Annotated in this window: 15 protein-coding genes; 9 read left to right on the top strand and 6 right to left on the bottom strand. The window is 72.1% G+C overall.

The window, feature by feature from the left end:
• Nucleotides 1-63 precede the first annotated feature (63 nt).
• Both BW996_RS02125 and BW996_RS02130 read right to left on the bottom strand, forming a co-directional pair.
• A complete protein-coding gene (locus BW996_RS02125; RefSeq protein ID WP_037477313.1) occupies nucleotides 64-1,233 on the bottom strand; it encodes a benzoate/H(+) symporter BenE family transporter in 1,170 nt (389 codons plus the stop codon).
• A 37-nt stretch (nucleotides 1,234-1,270) separates the two neighbouring features.
• Entirely contained in the window at nucleotides 1,271-2,392 is a 1,122-nt protein-coding gene (locus BW996_RS02130) for an aminoglycoside phosphotransferase family protein (RefSeq protein ID WP_375130789.1), read from the bottom strand.
• A 122-nt stretch (nucleotides 2,393-2,514) separates the two neighbouring features.
• On the opposite strand from BW996_RS02130, the gene BW996_RS02135 reads away from it, so the two are divergent.
• The 3 genes from BW996_RS02135 to rsmA all read left to right on the top strand — a co-directional run bounded on the left by BW996_RS02135 (nucleotide 2,515) and on the right by rsmA (nucleotide 7,278).
• Entirely contained in the window at nucleotides 2,515-4,911 is a 2,397-nt protein-coding gene (locus tag BW996_RS02135) for an LPS-assembly protein LptD (RefSeq protein WP_051631412.1), read from the top strand.
• 7 nt (nucleotides 4,912-4,918) lie between these two features.
• Nucleotides 4,919-6,424 carry a peptidylprolyl isomerase gene (locus BW996_RS02140; RefSeq protein WP_081837893.1) on the top strand — a complete coding sequence of 502 codons (1,506 nt, stop codon included), beginning with the start codon at nucleotides 4,919-4,921 and terminating at the stop codon, nucleotides 6,422-6,424.
• Nucleotides 6,425-6,492: 68 nt separating this feature from the next.
• On the top strand, nucleotides 6,493-7,278 hold the full coding sequence (gene rsmA / locus BW996_RS02145) for a 16S rRNA (adenine(1518)-N(6)/adenine(1519)-N(6))-dimethyltransferase RsmA (RefSeq protein WP_037477212.1): 786 nt from the start codon (nucleotides 6,493-6,495) through the stop codon (nucleotides 7,276-7,278).
• A 127-nt stretch (nucleotides 7,279-7,405) separates the two neighbouring features.
• On the opposite strand, the gene BW996_RS21205 is transcribed toward rsmA, so the two are convergent.
• The 4 genes from BW996_RS21205 to BW996_RS02160 all read right to left on the bottom strand — a co-directional run bounded on the left by BW996_RS21205 (nucleotide 7,406) and on the right by BW996_RS02160 (nucleotide 10,964).
• Complete coding sequence (locus tag BW996_RS21205) at nucleotides 7,406-7,591, bottom strand: hypothetical protein (RefSeq protein ID WP_139330708.1); 186 nt, start codon at nucleotides 7,589-7,591, stop codon at nucleotides 7,406-7,408.
• Nucleotides 7,570-8,118 carry a barstar family protein gene (locus BW996_RS02150; protein ID WP_375130815.1) on the bottom strand — a complete coding sequence of 183 codons (549 nt, stop codon included), beginning with the start codon at nucleotides 8,116-8,118 and terminating at the stop codon, nucleotides 7,570-7,572. Before BW996_RS02150 ends, BW996_RS21205 begins: the two co-directional genes overlap by 22 nt.
• Nucleotides 8,004-8,372, bottom strand: a complete 369-nt coding sequence (locus tag BW996_RS02155) for a guanyl-specific ribonuclease (protein WP_051631423.1) — start codon at nucleotides 8,370-8,372, stop codon at nucleotides 8,004-8,006. Before BW996_RS02155 ends, BW996_RS02150 begins: the two co-directional genes overlap by 115 nt.
• A 297-nt stretch (nucleotides 8,373-8,669) precedes the next feature.
• Nucleotides 8,670-10,964: an NADP-dependent malic enzyme gene (locus BW996_RS02160; protein ID WP_037477218.1), complete on the bottom strand. Its 2,295-nt coding sequence runs from the start codon at nucleotides 10,962-10,964 to the stop codon at nucleotides 8,670-8,672.
• A gap of 238 nt (nucleotides 10,965-11,202) precedes the next feature.
• Between BW996_RS02160 and BW996_RS02165 the strand changes: the two genes are divergently transcribed.
• Genes BW996_RS02165 through BW996_RS02190 form a run of 6 tightly spaced genes read left to right on the top strand, consistent with a single transcriptional unit; the run spans nucleotide 11,203 to nucleotide 16,851 of the window.
• Entirely contained in the window at nucleotides 11,203-13,263 is a 2,061-nt protein-coding gene (locus BW996_RS02165; protein ID WP_310732027.1) for a two-component system sensor histidine kinase NtrB, read from the top strand.
• A 3-nt stretch (nucleotides 13,264-13,266) separates the two neighbouring features.
• Nucleotides 13,267-13,899, top strand: a complete 633-nt coding sequence (locus BW996_RS02170) for a response regulator transcription factor (protein ID WP_037477220.1) — start codon at nucleotides 13,267-13,269, stop codon at nucleotides 13,897-13,899.
• Nucleotides 13,900-13,937: 38 nt separating this feature from the next.
• On the top strand, nucleotides 13,938-14,936 hold the full coding sequence (gene thiL, locus BW996_RS02175; RefSeq protein WP_037477222.1) for a thiamine-phosphate kinase: 999 nt from the start codon (nucleotides 13,938-13,940) through the stop codon (nucleotides 14,934-14,936).
• 10 nt (nucleotides 14,937-14,946) lie between these two features.
• Nucleotides 14,947-15,468: a phosphatidylglycerophosphatase A family protein gene (locus BW996_RS02180; protein WP_051631413.1), complete on the top strand. Its 522-nt coding sequence runs from the start codon at nucleotides 14,947-14,949 to the stop codon at nucleotides 15,466-15,468.
• Nucleotides 15,469-15,472: 4 nt separating this feature from the next.
• Nucleotides 15,473-15,946: a CinA family protein gene (locus BW996_RS02185; protein ID WP_037477224.1), complete on the top strand. Its 474-nt coding sequence runs from the start codon at nucleotides 15,473-15,475 to the stop codon at nucleotides 15,944-15,946.
• On the top strand, nucleotides 15,943-16,851 hold the full coding sequence (locus BW996_RS02190) for a 2-hydroxyacid dehydrogenase (RefSeq protein WP_037477226.1): 909 nt from the start codon (nucleotides 15,943-15,945) through the stop codon (nucleotides 16,849-16,851). Before BW996_RS02185 ends, BW996_RS02190 begins: the two co-directional genes overlap by 4 nt.
• The last annotated feature ends 8 nt before the right edge of the window (nucleotides 16,852-16,859 follow it).

Genomic DNA, 16,859 nt, shown 5'->3' on the forward strand with positions numbered 1-16,859 from the left:
AAGCGGGCTGGAGGAAGTCCGGCGCAGTGTTGCACAGCCCGCGCGGCCCTGCCGCGACCCGGATCAGCCCGCGCGCAGTCGCATCACCGCCACGCACAGCGTGCCGGCGACCACGCCCCAGAAGGCCGAGCCGATGCCCGCCATCGACAGGCCGCTGAGCGTGACCAGGAAGGTCACCAGCGCCGGCTCGCGCCAGGTGAGGTCGCCCATCGCCGTGGCGAGGCCTCCGCCGATCGTGCCCAGCAGCGCGAAGCCCGCCACCGCCAGCACCATCGCCTTCGGGAAGGCGCCCAGCAGCCCGGCCACCGCACCGGCCGCCAGCCCCACCGCCAGATAGAACAGCCCGGCCATCACCGAGGAGGTCCAGCGCCGCGCCGGATCCTCGTGGGCCTCGCGGCTCATGCAGATCGAGGCGGTGATCGCCGCCAGGTTGAGCGCGTAGCCGCCGAAGGGCGCCAGCAGCAGCGTGGCCACGCCGGTGGTGGCGATCACCGGCGAGACCGGCGTGTCGTAGCCGGCGGCCTTCTGCGCCGCCACGCCGGGCAGGTTCTGCGAGGCCATCGTCACGACGAACAGCGGCAGCGCGACGCTGAACAGGCCGCGCAGCGTGAACTCCGGCGCCATCCAGACGGGGGCGCCCAGGCGCCAGTCGACCGTCTCCAGGTGCATGCGCCCGGTGCCGGCGGCCACCAGCAGGCCCACCAGCAGCACGCCTGGCACCGCGTAGCGCGGCCACAGCCGCCGTCCGAGCAGGTAGGCCAGGAACATCGCGCCCACCAGCAGCGGGTCGCCCGGCATCGCCGCGAAGGCGTCCAGCGCGAAGCGCGCCAGCACGCCGCCGAGCAGCCCGGCCGCCAGCGGCTGCGGAATGCGGTCCATCACCCGCGCGAACAGGCCGGTCGCACCCGACAGCGCGATCAGCAGCGCCGAGACCACGAAGCCGCCGATCGCCTCGGGCAGCGTGACGCCGGCGGCGGCGCTGACCAGCATCGCCGCGCCGGGCGTGGACCAGGCGGTCAGCACCGGGCGGCGGTACCAGACGCTCAGGCCCAGGCTGGTGAGTCCCGTGCCGACGCAGGTGGCCCAGATCCAGGACGTGACCTGCGCCGCATCGGCGCCGAGCGCCTGCGCGGCCTGGAAGACGACGACGATGGAGCTGGTCACACCGACCAGCATCGCCACGAAGCCGGCGACGACCGCCGACACGGAGAGGTCGCGCCCGAAGGCGCTCAGGCGGTTCACGGCGGCGTCCGGGCAGGCATCAGGGCCATCAGAAGGTGTAGCCGTCCTCGGCCTTGACGTCGCCGAGCTGCTCGAGCAGACGCGCCAGCGGCGTCAGCACCGAGTAGCGCATCGCCACATGGTGGGCATCGCGCCAGACCTTGGGCAGGTCCTTCAGGTAGCCGTCCTTGCCGTCGCGGTGGGACAGGCGCGCGAAGATGCCCAGCACCTTCAGGTGGCGCTGCAGGCCCATCCACTCGAGGTCGCGCCAGAAGAGGCCGAAGTCTTCCTGCACCGGCACGCCGGCCTTGCGGGCACGCTCCCAGTAGCGCGCGGCCCAGTCGATCTGGATCGCCTCGTCCCAGCCGATGTAGGCGTCGCGCAGCAGCGAGACCACGTCGTAGGTCACTGGGCCCCAGACCGCGTCCTGGAAGTCGAGAATGCCGGGCCGGGTCGCGTCGCCATCGGCGTTCACCATCAGGTTGCGGCTGTGGAAGTCGCGGTGCACCAGCACGGCCGGCTGGGCCTCGCAGGTCTTCAGGATCAGCTCGAAGCACTTCTCCAGCTGCTCGGTCTGCTTGGCGTCCAGCGTCACGCCGCAGTGGCGCGCCACGTACCACTCGGGGAAGAGGTCGAGCTCGCGGCGCAGCAGCGCGCGGTCGTAGGCCGGCACCTGCGCCTGCGCGTCGATCTTCTGCAGCCCGATCAGCGCGTCGAGTGCGCCGCGGTACAGGGTGTCGGCCACCTTCAGGCCCTCGCGGGTGCTGAAGTCCTGCGCCTGCAGCTCGGCCAGCAGCGTGCGCGCGCCCAGGTCGGTCAGCAGCAGGAAGCCCTGCGCCTCGTCCCAGGCCAGCACCTCGGGCGCGTTCAGGCCGGCCGCGCCCAGCAGGCCGGCGACCTGCACGAAGGGGCGGCAGTCCTCGTGGCTGGGCGGCGCGTCCATGATGACGAGGCTGCGGCCCCGGCCGTCGGCGGCATCGACGCGGAAATAGCGGCGAAAGCTCGCGTCGGCGCTGGCCGGGCGCACGCTGGCGGCGTCCAGGCCATGCGCGGCGGCCTGCACGGCCAGCCACTGCGCGAAGGCCGCGCGGCGCGCGTCATCGCTCCAGGCGATCTCGGTAGAGGAAGACGACGGAGCGGGCGAGGTGGGCTGGGATTCGGCGGTGGTCACGGGCGGAACAGGGCTGCGTGAAATAATCGGCTGATTCTAGCGAGCCGCCCTTGCCGCCCCTGCCGACCTCCCGCCCCTGCTCTCGTCCGCTGCCGCGCCCGCGATCGCGATCGCTCTCGCCGGTGGCCCGGGCCTGCGCCTGCCTGCTGCTGCACGGTCTGGCCGCGCCCGCCCTCGCCCAGGAGGCCGCCTGCCGCCCGGCCGCGCCGGCCTGGGTGCGCGAGGGCGGCCTGCAGCTGCCCTGGGTGAGCCCGAACACGGCGGAGCCGTCTGCCGATGCCGCCGCCGGCGGCGAGGACCCGATCCTGGTCGAGGCCGACCGCCTGATCGGCCAGACCGGCCAGTCGCTGCGGGCGGAAGGGCGGGCCACGCTGCGCCGCGGCCTGCTGTCGCTGCAGGCCGACCGCATCGAGTACCGCCAGGACGACGACCGGGTGCACGCGCTCGGCACGGTGCGGCTGCAGCGCGAGGACAGCCATTTTCTCGGCACCGAGCTGGACCTGCAGACCGAGCATCAGGAAGGCTATTTCCTGTCGCCACGCTTCTATCTGGGCCGCACCCAGGCGGGCGGACGCGCCGAGCGGGTCGACTTCATCGGCCGCAACCGCATGGTGGTGAGCCGGGCCAGCTACAGCAGCTGCGATCTGGTCGACGGCGAGACGCCGGCCTGGGAGCTCAGCACCCGGCGGGTGCGGCTGGATTTCGATGCCAACGAGGGCCTGGCCGAGGGCGCGGTGCTGCGCTTCCAGGGCGTGCCGATCCTGGCGCTGCCGGTGATGAGCTTTCCCGTCACCGACGCGCGCAAGTCCGGCTGGCTGCCGCCGATGATCAGCACCTCCAGCACCACCGGTCTGGGTGTGTCGGCGCCCTATTACTGGAACATCGCGCCCGAGCAGGACATGACGCTCACGCCCACGCTGATGAGCAAGCGCGGCGCGGCACTCGAGACCGAATACCGCTACCTGCAGCCCGGCTGGAGCGGCGAGGCCAATCTGTTCGCGCTGCCCAACGACCTGCAGACCGGCCAGCAGCGCTGGGCGCTGCGCTCGGAGCAGCGGGGCGCCTTCGCCGCGGCCGGCGGCCTGCGCTACGACTGGAGCGTGCTGCGCGTCTCGGACGGCGACTACTGGAAGGACGGCCTGCGCGGCGCCGAATCGCTGACGCCGCGGCTGCTGTCGAGCCGCGGCCGGCTGGAGCAGCGCCGCCGCCTGCGTGCCACCCCGCTGGGCGAAGTCGAGCAGCAGCTCTACGCCCGGGTGCAGCGCTGGCAGCTGCTGCAGGACAGCGGCTCGAGCACCCGCATCATGGCGCCCTACCAGCGCGCGCCGCAGGCCGGTGCACGCTGGAGCGATCTGGGCGGCGGGCCGCTGCAGTGGTCGCTGCAGACCGAGGTCAACCAGTTCGTCCATGCCGACGCCGACCAGATCCAGGGCAGCCGCGCCCACCTGCTCGGCCAGATCGCGCTGCCGCTGGGCGACGCCGGCTGGCGGCTCACGCCGCGCCTGAGCCTCAACAGCGCCGCCTACCAGACCGACCGGCCGATGAGCGATGGCCGCCGCCGCGCCCACCGCACCATTCCCGGCTTCAGCGTCGACAGCGCCTGGACGCTCGAGCGCGAGACCGCCGCCTTCGGCCGCGCGCTGGTGCAGACGCTCGAGCCGCGCCTGCTCTATGCGCTGACCCCGTGGCGCGACCAGTCGACGCTGCCGGACTTCGACAGCGCGGCGCTCGACTTCAACGCCACGACCGTCTTCTCGGACAACATCTTCTCGGGCATCGACCGGGTCTCGGACGCCAACCAGGTCACCGCCGGCCTGACCACCCGCTACCTGGACCGCTCCAGCGGCGCCGAGCTGGCGCGCTTCGGCATCGCGCAGCGCTACCTGCTGCGCGACCAGCGCATCACCGCCGACGGCGTGCCGCTGTCGAACCGCTTCTCAGACCTGCTGCTGCAGGCCTCGATCGGGGTGGTGCCGGACTGGACGCTCGACACCTCGATGCAGTTCAACCCCGACACCGACCGCCTGGTGCGCACGGTCACCAGTGCCCGCTGGTCGCCGGGGCCGCTGCGCACGCTCTATGCCAGCCACCGCCTCAAGCGCGGCAGCAGCGAGCAGCTTGCGCTGGGCTGGCAGTGGCCGCTGGCCGATCTGGGCCGTCCGCTGACCGGACTGCTGGGCGCGCGCGTCGCGCCGGCGGCGGCCTCGGCGGGCGACTGCCGGGGCCGCGTCTACGGCGTCGGCGCCCTCGACTACAGCCTGCGCGACCGCCGGCTGAGCGGCGCCATCGTCGGCTTCGAGTACGACGCCGGCTGCTGGATCGGCCGGGTCGTCGCGCGCCGGCAGTCCACCAGCGCGCAGAACGCCTCGACGCAGCTGATGCTGCAGCTCGAGCTGGTCGGCCTGTCCCGGCTCAGCGCCGGCAGCAATCCGCTGTCGATCTTGAAGGACAATATCCCCGGCTACCAGCTGCTGCGCGACCCGCGCGGCGCGACCGCCGACAACTCCGGTGCCCCCTGATCCCGCCATGTCCGAGCCGACGTTCCCGCCTTCCGATCCGCGCCGCACGGCGGCCTCGCCGTGGCAGCGCCGCCTCGGCGTCCTGCTGGCCACCGCGCTGCTGTGCGGGGCCCTGCCGGCCCAGGCCCAGAGCGGCGGCAACACCCGCAAGCCCGCCCGCACGCCCGCCGCGCCCAAGGCCGCTCCAGCCCCCGCACCGGTCGCGCCCGCCGCCCCTGCCGCGCCCGTCACCCCGGCGGCTGCGGCCCCTGGGGCTGCAGCGGCCGAGGCGGTCGCAGCGCCGGCCAGTCGCCGTGGCGGCGACCACATCGTCGCGGTCGTCAACCGCGAGCTGGTGACCAACAGCGAAGTCCAGCTGCGGGTGGCCCGCATCGAGCAGGAAGCCGCCCGCAGCGGCACGCGCCTGCCCGACCGCGACACGCTGCAGCGCGAAGTGCTCGACCAGCTGATCGACGAGCGCGCCCAGCTCAGCCAGGCGCGCGAGAGCGGCACCCGCGTCGACGAGGCCGAGATCGACCGCGCGCTGGCCAATGTGGCCGCGCAGAACCAGCTCAGCGTGGCGCAGCTGCGCGAGCGGCTGCGCGCCGAGGGCATGGACTACGCGCGCTTTCGCGAGACGCTGCGCGACCAGATGCTGCTCGAGCGGGTGCGCGAGCGCGAGGTCCAGGGCCGCATCCGCATCGTCGATGCCGACATCGAGAGCTGGCTGACCGAGCAGCGCCAGAAGAACGGCGCCGCCACCGAATACAACGCCGCGCAGATCCTGCTGACGCTGCCGGAGAACGCCACGCCCGACCAGGTCGCGCAGAAGCGCCAGCTCGGCGTGACGATCCTGCAGCGCCTGCGCGCCGGCGAGGATTTCGCCGCGCTGGTGCGCGAGTTCTCCGACGCGGCCAAGGACAACGGCGGCGAGCTCGGCCTGCGCCGCGCCGACCGGCTGCCCGATCTCTTCGTCGACGCGCTGACCCCGCTGCGGGCCGGCGAGGTCGCCCCGCAGGTGCTGCGCTCGGGCGCCGGTCTGCACATCCTGAAGCTGGTCGAGCGCCGCGACGCCGCGCTGACGGTCACCCAGCAGCGTGCGCGCCACATCCTGCTGCGCCCCGGCGCCGGCCTGACGCAGGAGACCATCCTGCGCCGCATGGCCGGCTGGAAACGCCAGGTCGAGGCCGGCAGCGCCCGCTTCGAGGATCTGGCGCGCCAGCACTCGGAAGACGGCAGCGCCGCACAGGGCGGCGATCTCGGCTGGGCCGGCCCGGGCCAGTTCGTGCCGGAGTTCGAGCAGGCGCTGTCGGCGCTGAGTCCGGGCGGTCTGTCCGATCCGGTGGTCTCGCGCTTCGGCGTGCACCTGATCCAGCTGCTGGAACGCCGCGAGGTGCGCCTGGACGTGCGCGAGCAGCGCGAGCTCGCCCGCAACGCGCTGCGCGAGCAGAAATCCGAGGAAGCCTACGCCGAGTGGGCCCGCGACGTGCGTGCCCGCGCCTATGTCGAGCTGCGCGACCCGCCTGGCCCCTGATCACCACCCGATCCCCGTCTGACCACCGCAACCACCGCCTGCCGGCCCGCCTGCGCGGGCCCTCTACCTTGAAGCACATTCCCCGCAAGCGCTTCGGCCAGCATTTCCTGACCGACACCGGCATTCTCGACGCGATCGTGCGCGCCATCGACCCGCGCCCCGACGAGATCCTGGTCGAGATCGGCCCCGGCATGGGCGCGATGACCGATCCGGTGGTCGAGCGCTGCGAGCGCCTGACCGTCATCGAGCTCGACCGCGATCTCGCCGCGCGGCTGCGCCGCCGCCCCGAGCTGAACGTGGTCGAGTCCGACGTGCTGAAGGTCGACTTCCGCGCGCTGGCCGAGTCGCTCGGCGCCGCGCCGGGCAGCGGCCGGCGACTGCGCGTGATCGGCAACCTGCCCTACAACATCTCCAGCCCGATCCTGTTCCACCTGCAGGATGCGGTCGACCTGATCGAGGACCAGCATTTCATGCTGCAGAAGGAGGTGGTCGACCGCATGGCCGCCGCCCCCGGCAGCAAGGACTACGGCCGGCTGTCGGTGATGCTGCAGTGGCGCCAGGAGGTCGAGTCGCTGATCGATGTGCCGCCGGAATGCTTCGATCCGCCGCCGCGGGTGGACTCGGCGGTGGTGCGGGTGGTGCCCAAGGCGGTGGCGCCGGCGCTGGACGCGGCGCTGCTGGGCGAGCTGGTGACGGTCGCCTTCTCGCAGCGGCGCAAGGTGCTGCGCAACACGCTGGGCCGCTGGCTCGAGGGCCGCGAGGGCGTGCCCGACTTCGACCTGCAGCGCCGCGCCGAGGAAGTGCCGGTGGCCGACTACATCGCGCTGGCCGCAGCGCTGTCGCCCCGCCACTGACACCAGGCCGCTGACCCCAGCGACCGGCACACCCGCTGAAATGCACAGGGCCCGCACGCGGCGGACCCTGTTCGTTGATGGCGAATCCGGCAGGTCGGCTGCGGCCGACACTGCCGTCAGTGCCGGCTCATGCAGCCACGGCGACCAGCGCCGAGGTGTCGAAGGCACTGCTCATCACCGGCATGTGCGGCGCGAAGGCCGGTGCGGCGTTCTTGCTCGGTTTCGGAGGCGGCTTGACCGGCTCCTGGGCGACTTCCGCCCGCTCCCATTGCCCGTTGTCCTGGGAGCGGGCTACTGAAAAGAATAGAAGCACCGGAAGGGAATCTTCCGCTCGGCCCAGAAGTCGGCCGTATCGCGGAAGACATCGAGCAGCTGCTCGCGCCCCTCGCGGTCGAACTTGGCACTGTCGGGCAGCTGCTCCAGCACCACGACAAAGCCGGGCTGCGTGCCCGACTTGCAGACCAGATCGGTCATGCAGTCATGCAGCGCATCCAGGTTCTTGCCGAAGTGGGCGGGAAACAGGAAGGCCCGGGCGATCGTCTCCAGCACCTCCTGCTTGGTGGTGGCGCCGGAAAGATTGGCGTACAGGAAGTGGTGGCCCAGATCCTGGGCCGCCGACATGAGGTCGTCCACACGGAAGGCGCGGATCGCCTGCACGATGTTCGGACGCACGGTCTGCATAAGCATGGTGGATGGTCCCTTGGGGCTCTCGATCCTCGAGGAACTCACGGCGCGATGCGGCGGAAGCTCGCGTAGTGGTCCTGCGTGTAGTAACAAACATCCGGAGTCTTCGGCTCTCTGCCGCCGCACACGATGCGCCGCGCGCCCCGGTCGCGCGATCCCGGAGTCGGGACGGTGTATTCTCTGTAGTATCCTCGCGTCTGTCGCGGCAGCAGCCTTTCCCGGTTGCCGAAGACGCTGCCGTCCTTCTCCGGATGGCGGAAGGGCCCGCCGGCCAGGATCTGCCGATGCACGTCGCCGGCCTCTTGCGGCAGCTCGGTCAGCGACACGGTCGCCGAAGCGGCGGGCTCGGAGAGTTCCTGCGAGGACCGCGCCAGAGCGGGCGAGGACACGGCCAGCGCGCCAGCCAGCATGGAGCCGGCCACCAGCACATGGAGCGCCGCAGCAACGAAACGCCCGCGAGTTGCCCTGGCAAGCCATGGAACCGCAGGTCGAGCCTGATCTGACACGGGTTTTCCTGAATCGTGGAGGGGCGATGGTAGCGAATCGGGGCCCCGATCTCAAGCCTTCTGCCTCAATTTTCAGCATGCCGACAGGGACAAGCCCCCTGGCGCGGGACACCGAGGGGGCTTGTCGGGGCGGAATCCGGACCGGATCCGCAGGAATCGTGCAGGCGATGCGCCCGGGCCGGATCACCCGGCCCATGCCGCTCAGCGCGTCGCGTTGGCGTCGGCGACCGTCAGTGCGGTCATGTTGACGATGCGACGCACGGTGGCCGAGGGCGTCAGCACATGCACCGGCTTGGCCGCACCCAGCAGCACCGGGCCGATGGCGATGCCGCCGCCGGCGGTCGTCTTCAGCAGGTTGTAGCTGATGTTGGCCGCATCGATGTTGGGCAGCACCAGCAGGTTGGCCTCGCCCGAGAGCGTGCTGCGCGGCATCAGCTCGGCGCGGTAGGCCGGGTCGAGCGCGGTGTCGCCATGCATCTCACCGTCGACCTGCAGGTCGGGTGCGCGCTCGCGCAGCAGCGCCAGCGTCTCGCGCATCTTCACCGCCGAGGGCTGGTTGCTCGAGCCGAAGTTCGAATGCGACAGCAGCGCCACCTTGGGCTGGATGCCGAAGCGGCGCATCTCCTCGGCCGCCAGCAGCGTGATCTCGCAGAGCTGCTCGGCGGTCGGGTCGTAGTTGACGTGGGTGTCGACCAGGAAGACCTGGCGGCCCGGCAGCACCAGGCCGTTCATGCAGGCGTAGGTCTTGACCCCTGCACGGCGGCCGATCACCGGATCGATGTACTGCAGGTGGTAGGAGGTCGAGCTCCAGGTGCCGCAGATCATGCCGTCGACCTCGCCCTTGTGCAGCAGCATCGAGCCGATCAGCGTCATGCGCCGGCGCATCTCGATCTTGGCGAGCTGCTCGGTGACGCCCTTGCGGTCCATCATCCGGTGGTAGGTTTCCCAGTAGTCGCGGTAGCGCGGATCGTCGTCGATGCTGACGATCTCGTAGTCGCGGCCCTCCTCCAGGCGCAGGCCGAGCTTCTCGATGCGGGTGCGGATGACCGCGCTGCGGCCGATCAGCACCGGGAAGGCCAGGCCCTCGTCGACGACGACCTGCACCGCGCGCAGCACGCGGCGGTCCTCGCCCTCGGCGTAGGCGACACGGCGGGCCTTGGCGCGCTTGGCGATGGCGTAGATCGGCTTCATCACCGTGCCGGCGGCGTAGACGAAGGCACGCAGCTTCTCGACATAGGCGTCCATGTCGGCGATGGGACGCTGCGCCACGCCGCACTCGACCGCGGCACGCGCCACCGCCGGCGCGATCTGCATCATCAGGCGCGGATCGAAGGGCTTGGGGATCAGATAGTCAGGACCGAAGGTCAGCGTCGCGCCGCCGTAGGCAGCGGCCACCACATCGTTCTGCTCGGCCTGCGCCAGCTCGGCGATGGCATGCACCGCGGCGATCTCCATCTCGTCGGTGATGGTCGTCGCGCCGCAGTCCAGCGCCCCCCGGAAGATGTAGGGGAAGCACAGGACGTTGTTGACCTGGTTCGGATAGTCGGTGCGGCCGGTGGCCATGACCGCGTCGTCGCGCACCTCGCGGACCTGCTCCGGCATGATTTCCGGGTTCGGATTGGCCAGCGCGAAGATCAGCGGCTTCGCCGCCATCGAGGCCACCATGTCGGCCTTGAGCACGCCGCCGGCCGACAGGCCCAGGAAGATGTCGGCGCCGGCGATCGCCTCGCGCAGCGTGCGCAGCTCGGTCTTTTGCGCGAACTCGGCCTTGTCCGGGTCCATCAGCTCGGTGCGGCCCTCGTAGACCACGCCGGCCAGGTCGGTCACCCAGATGTTCTCGCGCGGCAGGCCCAGCTTGACCAGCAGGTTCAGGCAGGCCAGCGCCGCCGCGCCCGCGCCCGAGGACACCAGCTTGACCTCCTTGAGCGACTTGCCGACCACCTTCAGGCCGTTGAGCAGCGCCGCGCCCACGACGATGGCGGTGCCGTGCTGGTCGTCGTGGAAGACAGGAATCTTCATGCGCTCGCGCAGCTTGCGCTCGACGTAGAAGCAGTCCGGCGCCTTGATGTCCTCGAGGTTCACGCCGCCGAAGGTCGGCTCCAGCGCGGCGATGATGTCGACCAGCTTGTCGAGGTCGTTCTCGGCGATCTCCAGGTCGAAGACATCGATGCCGGCGAACTTCTTGAACAGGACGCCCTTGCCCTCCATCACCGGCTTGGACGCCAGCGGACCGATGTTGCCCAGGCCCAGCACCGCGGTGCCGTTGGTGACCACGGCGACCAGGTTGCCGCGCGAGGTGTAGCGGAAGGCGTTGGCCGGGTCATCCACGATCTCCTCGCAGGCGGCGGCCACGCCCGGCGAATAGGCCAGGGCCAGATCGCGCTGGTTGACCAGCTGCTTGGTCGGCGCGATGGCGATCTTGCCCGGCGTCGGGAACTCGTGGTACTCGAGTGCGGCGCGGCGCAGTTCGGCTTGTTTCTGTTCGGACATGGTCATGGAAGGATTCCGCGGGGAGAGAGTCGGGCGTCTCGATCTCGGGGTCGGCACGGTGGCCGATCCGGAGCGGCTGGCGATTGTAGGAAGCGGGGAGCCATCATGCGCGGCCCGGTCTGACCGCTCGCCGCATGGGGCCATGCGCAGCGCGCATGAGCCGGATCATCGCCGCCCGCACGGCCGGGTTCATCCGAGAAACTGCGTAGCCGCCCCCCCGGGTCCGGCCGGGAATACTGCGATCATGTCCGACATGCCGCTGCCCGATCCGCCATCGATGATCTTCGGACTGTCGCGCCGCTGGCGGGGCACGCCGCTGTGGGTGGCGCTGGTGGCGCTGGTGGCGCTGGTGCTGGCCGCGCTGCTGTGGATGACCTGGCAGCATGAGCAGACGCAGGTGCAGGAATCGACCGAGACGGCCGCGCAGGCCGCCGCAGCCGACGTGCGTCAGCGCCTGGGCGACGACATGCAGGCGCTGCAGCGCCTGCTCTGGCAGAGCGCCGACGGCCCCGGCTGGCATCTGCAGGCCGAGGCGCTGCTGCGCGCCAATCCCGAGATCATCCGGGTCGAGCGGCGCGACAATCGCTTCACGGTGATCGATTCGGTGCGCTCGCCGGCCTATCCGCAGCAGTTCAGCACCATTCCGCGCAGCGCGATGTCGGTCGATGCGGAGATCGCCTGCGCCACGGCGCGGCGCTTCTCGGCGCCGGCCTTCTCGCGCAGCTATTTCCTGCCCTCGGCCGGCGGCCTGGGGCTGGAGGTGGTGGACCTGTGCGTGCCGCAGTCGGTCGAGGGCCGCACCGACACCACGCTGGTGGCGACGCTGGCCCTGCAGGATCTGCTGCGCGAGGCGGTGCCGCCCGAGGTGACACGCCGCCACGAGGTGCTGCTGGTCGAGTCCGACGGCACCCGGCTGGCACGCACCGGCGCACGGCGCGGCGCGGGCATCTTCATGGCCGATCGGCTGGTCGACATCTCGGGCTTCACCGCGCTGCTGCGGCTGGACAACCTGGGCGGGCGCCCGCCGCTGATCCCCAACCTGAGCGCGGCGCTGGTGGTGATGCTGTCGGCGGCGCTCAGCGGCGTGCTGGTGGTGCTGCTGCACGACGTGCGCCGGCGCACCGCCGCCGAGCAGGCGCTGGCCGAGGCGCTGGCCTTCCGCAAGGCGATGGAGGATTCGCTGGTCACCGGCCTGCGCGCGCGCTCCTCGGACGGGCGCATCACCCATGTCAACGCTGCCTTCTGCCAGATGGTCGGCTTCAGCGCCGAGGAGCTGCTCGGCGCGACGGTGCCGCCCTACTGGCCGCCGGAAATGGTCGAGACCTACACCCGCCGCCAGGCCGAGCGCAACGCCGGCGACACGCCCCCGCGCGAGGGCCACGAGACGCTGTTCATGCGCCGCGGTGGCGAGCGATTCCCCGTGCTGATCTTCGAGGCGCCGCTGGTGGACGCACGCGGCCGGCGCAGCGGCTGGATGAGCACGGTGCTCGACGTGAGCGCGCAGCGCCGCATCGAGGAGCTCTCGCGCCAGCAGCAGGAAAAGCTGCAGGCCGCCGCCCGGCTGGCGACGATGGGCGAAATGGCCACGCTGCTCAGCCACGAGCTCAACCAGCCGCTGGCAGCGATCGCCAGCTACGCCACCGGCTCGCTCAACCTGATGCCCGCCACCGAGGCGGACCCGCCCGCCGACCTCGAGACGCAGCTGATGATCCGCCAGGCGATGGTGCGCATGGCCGAGCAGGCCGAGCGCGCCGGGCGCGTCATCCGCAGCGTGCACCAGTTCGTGCGCCGGCGCGAGCGGCTGCGCGAGAACGTGCGCACCACCGAGCTGATCGAGGCGGTGCTGCCGCTGGTGCGGCTGGCCGCGCGGCGCAGCCACACCCGCATCGAGGTCGACATTCCCGAGCCGCCGCCGCGGGTGTCGTGCGACCGCACGATGGTCGAGCAGGTGCTGCTGAACCTGGCGCGCAACGGCATCCAGGCGATGGAGGACGAGGCGGTGGAGCCGGCCGGTCGCGAGCTGCGCCTGGAGGTGCGCGCCCAGGGCGAGCGCTGGGTCGAGCTGCGCATCATCGACCGCGGCCCCGGCATCCCGCAGGAGATCGCGCGCCAGCTCTTCACGCCCTTCTTCACCACCAAGCCCGAGGGCATGGGCATCGGCCTGGCGATGTGCCGCACGGTGGTCGAGCAGCACGGCGGCGCGCTCGACTTCGAGGCCGGACCCGATGGTCGGGGCACGGTGTTCCGGTTTACCCTTCCGGCCTCGGCGCCGGCGGCGCCCCCCTTGTCCTCGTCCAGCCCCTGAGTCATGACCCAAAGCGCACGCGTCCAGCACACCAGCGGCACCGTCTTCGTCGTCGATGACGAGGAGGTGCTGCGCGACGCCCTGTCGTGGCTGCTGCGCTCGCGCCGGCTGCTGCCGCGGGCCTTCGCCTCGGCCGACGACTTCTGGGCCGCGGCCGAGCGCGGCGACGTGCGGCCCGACTCGCCCGCCTGCCTGCTGCTGGACATGCGCATGCCCGGCATGAACGGCATGGCGCTGTTCGAGCGCCTGATCGAGAACGGCTGGCTCGGCCTGATGCCGGTGATCTTCCTGACCGGACACGCCGACGTGGCCACCGCGGTGATGGCGGTCAAGCGCGGCGCCTTCGACTTCGTCGAGAAGCCCTTCTCGGACAACGCGCTGGTCGACCGGGTGGTCGAGGCGCTGGCGCAGCGCCACGAGCGCGAGGGCCTGCGCCGCCACCTCTCCGAGCTGACCGAGCGCGAGCAGGAGGTGATGCGCCTGGTCATCGCCGGCCGGGCCAACAAGCAGATCGCCGACGAGCTCGACATCAGCGTGCGCACCGTCGAGGTGCACCGTGCGCGCGTCTTCGACAAGATGGACGTGAAGTCGGCGGTCGAGCTGGCCAACCTGCTGCGCGGCGCCGGCCTGGACTGAAAGAGGCCTCGCCGCGCGACAGCGGCGAGAATGCGCGCATGGCCCTCGGAGAATTCGACCTCATCGCCCGTCACTTCACCCGCCCGGTGCGGCGCAGCCCGCTGGGCGTGGGTGACGACTGCGCCCTGATCGCGCCGGCCGCCGGCATGCAGCTGGCCGTCTCCAGCGACATGCTGGTGGAGGGGCGGCATTTCCTGTCCACCGTCGCGCCGGAGCGGCTCGGCCACAAGGCGCTGGCGGTCAATCTGTCGGACCTGGCGGCCTGTGGCGCGCGGCCCCTGGCCTACACGCTGGCGCTGTCGCTGCCGCGCGCCGAGGACGCCTGGCTGGCCGCGCTGGCCTCGGGCCTGCACGCGCTGGCCGACCGCCACGACATCGAGCTGGTCGGCGGCGACACCACCGCCGGGCCGCTGAACCTGTGCATCACCGTGTTCGGCGAGGTGCCTCGGGGGGACGCGCTGCTGCGCAGCGGCGCACGCGCCGGCGACGACCTGTGGATCAGCCACCCGGCCACGCCCGACGAGCCCGGCTGGCTCGGCGAGGCGCGGCTGATGCTCGAGATCTTCCGCGGCACGCCGGGCGTGCGCACCGAGGGGCTCGACCTGGACCGGCTGCGCCTGGCGATGGAATGCCCGCAGCCGCGGGTGGCGCTGGGCCTGGCGCTGCGCGGCGTGGCGCGCAGCGCGATCGACGTTTCCGACGGCCTGCTGGGCGACCTGGGCCATGTGCTGCGCCGCTCCGGCGGCCTGGGCGCACGCATCGAGGCGGCGGCGCTGCCGCGCAGCGCGGCGATCGCCCGGCAGACCGAGGCGCTGCAGCTCGAATGCCTGCTCGCCGGCGGCGACGACTACGAGCTGCTGTTCAGCGCCGACCCGGCCGACCGCGACACCGTGTCCGCGCTGGCTGCGCGCGCCGGCTGCGGCGTGACCCGCATCGGCACGCTCGGCGAGGTCGGGGCGCCGGTCGAGGTGATCGGCGCCGACGGCCGGCCGCTGGCCACCGCCTGGGCGTCCTTCGACCATTTCCTCAGCCGGTGATCCTGGGCCGATGAGCATCGATCTGCGTTTCCTGATCGCGCATCCGGCGCACTTCATCGCGCTGGGGGCGGGCAGCGGCCTGAGCCGCATCGCGCCCGGCACGGTCGGCACGCTGTGGGCCTGGATCGGCTTCGTGCTGCTGTCGAACTGGCTCGACGCCACCGCCTGGGGCTGGACGCTGCTGGGCGGCCTGCCGCTGGGCTGGTGGGCCTGCACGCTGACCGCGCGCCACGCCGGCATCGACGATCCCGGCTTCATCGTCTGGGACGAGGTGCTGGCCTTCTGGCTGGTGCTGTGGGTGCTGACGCCGGCCACGCCGGTGATGCAGCTGGTCGCCTTCGGGCTGTTCCGCTATTTCGATGCCGCCAAGCCCGGTCCGGTGCGCTGGGCCGACCGCCGCTTCAAGGGCGGGGGCTGGCGCGGCGGCTTCGGCATCCTGTTCGACGATCTGGTCGCCGCCGGCTGCACCCTGTTCGTGATTGCCACCGCGATCACCTTCGCACGGCTGCTGCACGGCCAACTCTCGGGATGATGCGATGAACGATTCCGACCTCGACACCCTGGCCGCCGCGCTGCGCGGCCGCGGCTGGCGCCTGGCCAGCGCCGAAAGCTGCACCGGCGGCCTGATCGCCGCGGCCTGCACCGATCTGGCCGGTTCGAGCGACTGGTTCGAGCGCGGCTTCGTCACCTACAGCAACGCCGCCAAGACCGAGCTGCTGGGCGTGCCGGCCGCGCTGATCGAGGCGCACGGCGCGGTCAGCGAGCCGGTGGCGCGTGCGATGGCCGAGGGCGCGGCGCGCCACGCGCCGGTGCAGTGCACGCTGGCGGTCACCGGCATCGCCGGACCCGGCGGCGGCAGCGCGGCCAAGCCGGTCGGCACGGTCTGGTTCGGCTGGACGCTGCCCGGACGCAGCTGGACCGAGGTGCGCCACTTCGACGGCGACCGCGCCGACGTGCGCCGCCAGACCCGCGACCACGCGCTGGCGGTGCTGCTGGACGCGCTGCGATGAGCGTGCTGCTGGCCTGCGACTTCGACGCCGCGGACTGGGCCGCCTGGCTGCCGGCGCTGCAGGCAGCGCTGCCGGGCGAGACGCTGCTGCGCCCAGAGCAGCTCGCCGCGCAGCCCGCGCTGCGCCAGGACATCGACGTGGCCATCGTCGCCAATCCGCCGCCGGGGCTGCTGGCCGGGCTGCCGCGGCTCGGGCTGATCCAGTCGCTGTGGGCCGGCGTCGACCGGCTGCTGGCCGACCCGACACTGCCGGCCGAGGTGCCGCTGGCGCGCATGGTCGATCCGGCGATGAACACCGCGATGGCCGAGACCGCGCTGTGGGCGGTGCTGACGCTGCATCGCCATTTCCACCTGTACGCCCGCCAGCAGCGCGCCGGCGTCTGGCAGGCGCTGCCGCAGCTGCGCGCCGACGAGGTCAAGGTCGCCGTGCTCGGTCAGGGCCAGATGGGCGGCACGGTGATGCACGCGCTGCGCCAGCGCGGCTACCGCGCCGCGGGCTGGCGCCGGGGCGAGCCGCTCGAGCCGGTGCTGGCCGACTGCCGCATCGTCATCAACCTGCTGCCGCTGACCGTCGACACCCGCGGCCTGATCGACGCGACCTTCCTGGCGCGGCTGCCCGCACGCGCCAGCCTGGTCAACCTGGCGCGCGGCGCGCATCTGGTCGAGGCCGACCTGCTCGCCGCGCTGGATGCCGGGCAGATCGCGCATGCAGTGCTCGATGTCTTCCAGCACGAGCCGCTGCCGCCCGCGCACCGCTTCTGGCACCACCCGGCGGTCACGCTGCTGCCGCATGCCGCGGCGCAGACCGATCCGCGCAGTGCCGCGCGCATCGCCGCCGCCGGCATCCGTGCCTGGCGCGAGGGCCGCGCGGTGCCCAACCGGGTCGAGCGCAGCCGCGGCTACTGAGCGGCGAT

Source organism: Sphaerotilus natans (genome assembly GCF_900156335.1).
GTDB classification, from domain to species: Bacteria; Pseudomonadota; Gammaproteobacteria; order Burkholderiales; family Burkholderiaceae_C; genus Sphaerotilus; species Sphaerotilus natans.

Excerpts from the sequence above, each read along its gene's own strand:
- BW996_RS02180 (WP_051631413.1), top strand. The coding sequence starts at position 14,947 with ATGAGCATCGATCTGCGTTTCCTGATCGCGCATCCGGCGCACTTCATC.
- BW996_RS02170 (WP_037477220.1), top strand. The coding sequence starts at position 13,267 with ATGACCCAAAGCGCACGCGTCCAGCACACCAGCGGCACCGTCTTCGTC.
- BW996_RS02155 (WP_051631423.1), bottom strand. The coding sequence starts at position 8,372 with ATGCTGGCTGGCGCGCTGGCCGTGTCCTCGCCCGCTCTGGCGCGGTCC.
- thiL (WP_037477222.1), top strand. The coding sequence starts at position 13,938 with ATGGCCCTCGGAGAATTCGACCTCATCGCCCGTCACTTCACCCGCCCG.
- BW996_RS02185 (WP_037477224.1), top strand. The coding sequence starts at position 15,473 with ATGAACGATTCCGACCTCGACACCCTGGCCGCCGCGCTGCGCGGCCGC.
- BW996_RS02165 (WP_310732027.1), top strand. The coding sequence starts at position 11,203 with ATGTCCGACATGCCGCTGCCCGATCCGCCATCGATGATCTTCGGACTG.
- BW996_RS02160 (WP_037477218.1), bottom strand. The coding sequence starts at position 10,964 with ATGACCATGTCCGAACAGAAACAAGCCGAACTGCGCCGCGCCGCACTC.
- BW996_RS02140 (WP_081837893.1), top strand. The coding sequence starts at position 4,919 with ATGTCCGAGCCGACGTTCCCGCCTTCCGATCCGCGCCGCACGGCGGCC.
- BW996_RS02190 (WP_037477226.1), top strand. The coding sequence starts at position 15,943 with ATGAGCGTGCTGCTGGCCTGCGACTTCGACGCCGCGGACTGGGCCGCC.